Genomic DNA, 6,671 nt, shown 5'->3' with positions numbered 1-6,671 from the left:
GGTGCATCAACAAGCTCAAGCAGTGGCGCGGCCTGGCCACCCGCTACGACAAGACCGCCACCATCTACCTGGCCGGACTCCACCTCGCCGCCATCCTCATCTGGTCAGCGAGGTGATCCGAAGGAAACGGCCTAGCGGTGCGCGTCCAACTTTGCTATTTCCAAGGCGCATTGACAGCTTTTCGTTGTGTTCTGTCATGTTCTGTCCGCCGCTTCCGGTGAACGAGCGAGAGGTGATCTCATGCGACGAACCAAGTACGACGCGGGCCAGGCCGCCAAGCGCCTGAAGGCGCCCGCTCCAACCTCCGCTTCGCCGGGCTTCTGGCGCCGATCAGCAGGTGTCGCGATAGGGCAGTTCCGGGACGTACTCCTCCCACTCGGCGTGAGTGAGCCCGCGCCCGGCGCGGCGGCAGGTGCGCGCCGCGACCGAGGGCAGGTCGGCGGGATAGGAGTGCAGCGGCACATACCAGCCCGACGTACGCAGAGTCCTGCCGTCCGCGTCGAAACCCACGGAGAAGATCGGCTCGTTGGCCGTGGTCATCGTCGAACCCAACCGCTGACCGGTGGGGACGTCCCACAGCTGGAGGGTGCCGTCGTCGCCTCCCACGGCGAGCGTCCGGTTGTCGGGTGAGAAGGCCAGGGCCGAGACGGCTGCGCCGTCGTCCTGCCGGGTGTCGGTGAAAGTGCCGGCCAGTACCGCGAGGCGATGTGCGGCCCGGCCGTCCCAGAGGGTCACCCGGCCGGACTGGTCGCCCACTGCCAGGTACTGGCCGTCGGGGCTGAAAGCCAGCGCACTGGTCGAGTCCTGCGCCAGCCGGCGGTGCATGACGTGCCGTGAGGACAGATCGCCGAGCTGTCCGAAGGATGTCGCGAGAAGACGATCGTCGGGCCGGAGGGCCACCCAGTCTCCGCCCGCACCGGGCAGCTCCCCCGATCTGGCGCGGCGAGCGATGTCCCAGATTTCGACACGGGAGTCGTCGTTCCTCAGCCGAGAGGCCAGCAGGGTTGTGCCGTCCTGGCTGAGAGCGATGGCGATGATCCCGTCACTGGGGCGGCCGAGGTCCACGGTCGCGCGGACGCGACGGGCACGTACGTCCCACACGATGGCGCGCTGCGTCGTGTGTGCAAGCTCGTCAACACTCGCCGTGTAGGCAAAGGTGCTGCCGTCAGCGCTGAAGGCCATCCGCCCATCGCAGTCCTGCGGACCGTTTCCCGGCTCGACCGGACAGGGTGCGCCCGGCAGGTCGGCCTCGTCCCGGCCGGTCCGGGCGTCCGTCAGGCGGAAATGACTCACACGCCTGCTGCGCCATGTCGCCGCCAGCGTTCGGCCGTCCGGACTGAACCGGGCGTCCTCCAGCGGTTCGTTGCGCCAGCCGGAGGCGGTTGCGTCGCGTGCCGACACGGTGCGCACCATGATTCCCTTCGCCGCGTCCTCCCCGGTCTGAACGAGGTAGCGGACCGTGCGGCCGTCTGGGTCCAGGCCGAACTGCACAATCCCGTGGCTCTCACCACGGACGGTCGGCAGGGAATAGCGGAAGACGGGACCGGAAGCGCCAGCCGACAGCCGCCACACCCGGACCTCCCGGTCATTGGTGGTGGCCAGAAAGCGGCCGTCCCGGCTAAACGCCATGTCCGAGACGTCGGAGTAGCTCACCTCAGGTGCGTCACCGAAACTGTTGGGGACGTCCTGGGCCTTGGACGCGCCGGTGGCTTCGAGCGGGAGGTTCCACGAACGCAGTCCTCCTTCGGGCAGAGCCGCCACGATCCGATGACTGTCCGGGCTGAAGAGGACGGGCCCGCATCCGATTTCGGCGAAGTCGGCGACGACCTTTGGCATGCCGGGCGTGGGCAGGGCACGATGCCGGGCCATATCCCACACCTGCACGGGCCGACCGGTCTCGCATACGGCAGCCAGGCGGTCATCGGGGCTGACGATAGCGCCCTGGACCCGCGGCCCGTGCCGCTCGAACAGTAGCCGATGCCGTCGCCAGTCCCATACCTGAACGTCGTTGGTTTCACGCCCACCCAGGATATTGAGTGTGTGCCCGCTGGGGCCGAACTCCCCGTATGCGAGGCTGAGGTGGATAGGGGCCGCAACGTACCGGCCAGCAGCGATATCCCACACGCGGGCACTGTCCGTGGCCCCTGCCAGCAGCAGGTGCCGCCCGTCAGGGCTGATCTCCGAAGTCTCCAGCGCACGGTCCTCACCCAAACCAGGGAAGGTGCCGGTCCTGCGGTGCGTCCTGATATCCCAGCGCACGACGTGTTTACTGCTGGTGACGAAAAGCGTGCGAGTGTCGGGGCTCATGAAGTGCTGGCTGTCCTCGTCGCCGGAGGGGACGAAGGTGTCCTGTTCCTTCTGGGCCAGGGCCCCGATGAGGGCGGAGCGCGTCTCGATTGTGTGGGCGATCCGCCAGGCGGCGACGCTGAGCCGCATGGCGGTGGCCGGGTCGGTGTAGCGCAGGCTGTCCGCGAGGGCGGCGACCCTGCGGGCGGTGGCCTGGGTGCGCTGCACGGTGCTGATCCGGCTCTGCTGCCAGGCGATCACTCCAGCCGTCAAGGCCAGCGCGACCAGGACGGACACCACGGTAGCCAGGATGCGCGGACGGGTTCGCTCGCGGCGCCGGGCCTGCAGGCTGGTGGAGAGGAATGCGCCCTCCAGGGGCGTCAGGGCCTGTTCCCGATCCTCAGCGGGGAACGCCTCTTCCGCGGCGGCCAGGAGCGTGCCCCGGTACAAAGCACCGGTATCGCGGTCCAGCGCGTCCCAGGCAGCGGCGGCCTCCGTCAGCCGCCGCTGGGCACGCAGCCGCTCACGATCGGTGTCGATCCAGTTTCTCAGACGAGGCCACGCGCTGATGAGCGCCTCGTGAGCAAGGTCGACCTGCTCGTCGTCCAGAGTGAGCAGCCGGGCACGGGCCAACTGCTCGATCACCGTCGTCGTGTCGGGGGCTTCGCCGAAGCCGAACTCCTCGCGGCGGGCGGGTCTACGGGTATCGGGGGCGCCGTCTCCCGGGGTGACCAGACGCAGCAGGATCCGACGCGCGAGGTGGGCCTGGGTCGGCGTGAGCCGGTCGTGGATGTCTTCGGCGGTACGGATGATGGCACCGTGCAGGCCGCCGAGGGACTCATAGGCCTCCAGAGTGAGGGCTCGGCCCTTGCGGCGCCGCCAGGTTTCCAGCAGGGCGTGGGACATCAGAGGCAGGGCGCCGGGTTCGTCTTCGACCTCATCGAGGATGCGGGCGGTCAGGGCACGTTCCACGATCATCCCCGCGGCCTGGGCAGGTTTGGTGACAGCCTCGCGTAACTCGTCGCGGCTCATGGGGCCGGCCAGCACGGTCGCGTCCTGTAACGCAGCGGTCAGAGCGGGATTTTCGGCGCAGCGGCCGAGGAAGTCGGCCCTGACGGCGATGACGACACGCAGATGACTCGCGGCATCGGTGGCCGTCAGGAGCCGGTCGATGAACTGGTCGCGCTCGGCCGGGTCGTGGCAGAGGGTGTAGAGCTCTTCGAACTGGTCCACGACCAGCCACGTGTCCCCGTCGCCGCCCTTCGGTGCCAGCCGCTGTTCGTGGGTGTGCAGGGGGTGCTCGCCCGGGGTGAATATGCGCAGCGCGGCTGGCTGTGGGGTGGCCTGGTCCGGGTTGCGGAGGCGGGGGATGAGGCCGGCGCGCAGCAGAGAGGACTTGCCGCTGCCCGAGGGGCCGAACACGGCAGTGAACCGACGGACGCGGGTCAGCTCGAACAGGCGGTCGGTGAGCTCGTCGCGGCCGAAGAACAGATCGGCGTCGCCGGGTTCGAAGCGGGCCAGACCCCGGTACGGAGACTCGGCATCCGCACTCTCGGTGCGCGGTTCGGAAGCCACCTCCGCGGCCGCCGCACGCCACCGCGCCTCCCACTGCGTCTCATCCCCGCCGCAGGCGCGCACGTAGCCGAGCACGACGGGTAACGTCGGCAGCCGCTCACCTTGCGCCGCCTGAGACAGGGTGCTTGCCCCCTGGCCTGAGCGCTGGGACATCACCCGGTACGTGGGACTGCCGGCCTCCGCCCTCAGCTTGCGCAACTCGAACGCCAGCCGCTGCACCGGACCCGCGGACGGATCCAGCGGACTCTCAGGACGCCCCGCCATCGGTCACCCCTCTCCCCGCCTCCCCCGTGGACGCAGGACCGACCGAACGCCAAGCTACGCACCCCCGCCCATGGCATCAACCACCAGTGACCGCCCGGCCCGCCCGCGACCTGCGCCGCGGCCATTGATCAGGGCGGCAAGACCGGCTGCCCATTCCATTCACGGGCCGGAAAAGTCGAGGTCGTACGGCACGGACCGCATATCGGGTCCGGCTGTTCACCGGTCGCCCGCACAGCAACTGGCCGGCACGAGGGGACCGGCCAGCAGTCCGCCCGGCGACCGGACAGGCCCGAACGGACAGACCCGAAAGGACCACAGGAATGCCCGCGATGCCGCACAACGGGTTCGCTTTCGCCGCGACCACCCTTGCCCTGGCCGGCAACCTTGCCGTGGCCGGTCCCGCACACTTCGACGCGCGTGACACACGGCCCGCGGCCACCGGAACCCCGGCGCTGACGCCGGTGTCCGACACCTCGGCCGCCGCCGTCAGGAAGATTCATACCAAGGGCACGCACGTGGCCCTGCGGGAGTGCCCGCGCAAGAGTTGCGGGGACGCTACAAGGGTGTCCAATACAACCCTCCGGGCGTACTGCCAGACCAACCGGCACACCAGCATGGAACGCTATTCTTGGCGGTAATTGACGGGATGTCGTCTGAGTCCGCCGCTCAACGGCTCCTCGGTGGAGGCTCAGCCGAGATGAAGGGTGTATTCGGGATCCGGAAAGCCAAGCCGGGAAGCGGGCAAGGGAAGCCAGGCTTAGTGCGGACGGGTGGGCCTCGACCCCCTCGCGGTCCATGACAATCAGTAGTCATTTGCTGGCTGGCCATGCGAATACGCGACACCTGTACATGCGAGCCCACCAGTCCCGAGGCCGCTGAGACCCGCGAGTTCGCGAAAACTGAAGGCCATTCGGTGGGAACCCGAGGGTCTGTTGCCTCACATGGGGGGATGGCCCCGTGGGTTTGTAGTGAAGCCGCTGGGTCGGCCTCTACTGGTGCAGCCCCAGAAAGTCTGTGAAGGCTTGTCGGCTGTGCACGAGCAGCTCGCGCACCGAGGGGTTGTGTGCGCTCTTCCAGATCAGAGTGAGCAATGCTGGTGTTTCGACATCATCGATGGTGCGGGCGGTGAGCCGGTCGCGGTAGCTCGCGGCCATCGAGTTGCTGAGGATGGCGACGCCGAGCCCGCGGGCGGCGAGGTCTGCAATGGCATCCGCGGCGCTGGCTTGCAGCGTGATCGAGGGTTGGAGGCTCTGTGCGGCGCAAGCCTGGTCAAATACTGCGCGCAGGCCGGTGCCGGGTGGCATGCACACGATCGGGTAGGCCATCAGGTCGCGTAGGGTGACCCGTCGCTGTTTCGCCAAGGGGTGCCCGCCCGGGACTGCCGCGATGAGCCGTTCGCTGATGATTGTCAGCGCGTCCAGCCCGTCGGGGGTGGCCGTTGCGGTCCCGATGAGTGCCAAGTCGACGGCGCCGGTACGTACCCCTTCGGCAAGCCGGTCGGAGCTGTCCTCCAGCAGCGAGATCTCCACACCGGGATGCGCCTCGTGAAATACGGCGAGGGCTTCGAAGAGCGGGGTGAGGGTGCAGCCGATGACCATCCCAACGGTGAGCCGGCCCCGGATCAGGTCGGTCACCTCGCCCACTGCCTGGCCGACTGCCCCAGCTGCGGCGAGTGCGGCGCGTGCGTGTTCGAGTGCGGCCTTCCCCGCGACGGTGAGGGTGACGGTTCGGGCCGACCGGTCGAACAGTTCGGCACCGAGTTCCCGTTCGAGCTGGCGGATCTGGGCGCTGACGCCGGACTGACTGATGTGCACCCGCCCGGCCGCACGGGTGAAGTTCTGCTCTTCGGCGACTGCGACGAAGTATTCCAGCTGCCTTAGTTCCATGCCTGCGGATTCTAGTTTGTAGAAGATCCATCTGTTGGACTTCTGGTTGGTGGGCGATCACGCTGAGAAGTGCCGGAGCCCGACGCTAGGAGGAACCCATGCCGGAGTACGAGAAGGCGATGCGGCCCGAGGACATCACCCGCTTGTTCGTCGAGCGATCCAATGCCGGTGACGCGGCCGGGGTCGCCGCGCTGTACGAAGAGGACGCAGTGATGGCCTACCCGCCGGGCGAGCTGACGGTGGGGCGGGATGCGATCCGTGCGCTATGGGAGAAGGTGCTGGCCAACGGTCCCCGCTTCGAGCCGGAACAGCCGCTGCCGACGTTGATCAGCGGCGACATCGCCCTCACCTCGACCCCACCCAAGGATGGGGCCGGCGCGCGGGCGCAGGTCGTCAGACGTCAGTCCGACGGAAGCTGGCTGCGCCTGCTCGACCAGCCCGAGTTCGTCCCGCCCACCCGCTGATCCCGTCGCCTCCGAAAGTTCGCAAGGACGGAGGCTGTTGAGTGGGATCTTGAGGGGCCATCGCTGACGCGATGGCCCCTCAAGATCGTGGTGATTCCAGAGGCCGCTAAGCGGGGCAGGCAGGAGGCCGTTCGGTGATGCTCGCCCCACCCCGCGCGCCGGAAACGGCGGCGACTACGCTCCCGCCGGATTAGCG

General features: G+C 68.4%; 4 protein-coding genes and 1 pseudogene. 3 read left to right on the top strand and 2 right to left on the bottom strand.

All coding sequences use genetic code 11. The annotated features are described in order from the left end of the window. Window positions 1-116 (top strand): annotated as a pseudogene (locus ABZ937_RS41030) (IS5/IS1182 family transposase); the annotation flags it as partial. A gap of 214 nt (window positions 117-330) precedes the next feature. Here the strand turns inward: ABZ937_RS41030 and ABZ937_RS41025 are convergent. Next, entirely contained in the window at window positions 331-4,125 is a 3,795-nt protein-coding gene (locus tag ABZ937_RS41025; protein ID WP_361700300.1) for a hypothetical protein, read from the bottom strand. Between the two features lie 320 nt (window positions 4,126-4,445). Here ABZ937_RS41025 and ABZ937_RS41020 point away from each other — a divergent pair, with 320 nt between their 5' ends. Continuing rightward, entirely contained in the window at window positions 4,446-4,763 is a 318-nt protein-coding gene (locus tag ABZ937_RS41020) for a hypothetical protein (protein WP_361700297.1), read from the top strand. 351 nt (window positions 4,764-5,114) lie between these two features. Here ABZ937_RS41020 and ABZ937_RS41015 read toward each other — a convergent pair whose 3' ends face one another. Next, a complete protein-coding gene (locus ABZ937_RS41015) occupies window positions 5,115-6,011 on the bottom strand; it encodes a LysR substrate-binding domain-containing protein (protein WP_361700294.1) in 897 nt (298 codons plus the stop codon). Window positions 6,012-6,109: 98 nt separating this feature from the next. Here ABZ937_RS41015 and ABZ937_RS41010 point away from each other — a divergent pair, with 98 nt between their 5' ends. Beyond that, window positions 6,110-6,475, top strand: a complete 366-nt coding sequence (locus ABZ937_RS41010; protein ID WP_317447525.1) for a nuclear transport factor 2 family protein — start codon at window positions 6,110-6,112, stop codon at window positions 6,473-6,475. Window positions 6,476-6,671: the final 196 nt, after the last annotated feature.

The organism is Streptomyces sp. NPDC046727, assembly GCF_040645635.1.
Lineage (GTDB): Bacteria > Actinomycetota > Actinomycetes > Streptomycetales > Streptomycetaceae > Streptomyces.
Note: the sequence above shows the minus strand (reverse complement) of the source record. Positions and strands in the feature narration are given on the sequence as shown.

Excerpts from the sequence above, each read along its gene's own strand:
- ABZ937_RS41025 (WP_361700300.1), bottom strand. The coding sequence starts at position 4,125 with ATGGCGGGGCGTCCTGAGAGTCCGCTGGATCCGTCCGCGGGTCCGGTG.
- ABZ937_RS41015 (WP_361700294.1), bottom strand. The coding sequence starts at position 6,011 with ATGGAACTAAGGCAGCTGGAATACTTCGTCGCAGTCGCCGAAGAGCAG.
- ABZ937_RS41010 (WP_317447525.1), top strand. The coding sequence starts at position 6,110 with ATGCCGGAGTACGAGAAGGCGATGCGGCCCGAGGACATCACCCGCTTG.
- ABZ937_RS41020 (WP_361700297.1), top strand. The coding sequence starts at position 4,446 with ATGCCCGCGATGCCGCACAACGGGTTCGCTTTCGCCGCGACCACCCTT.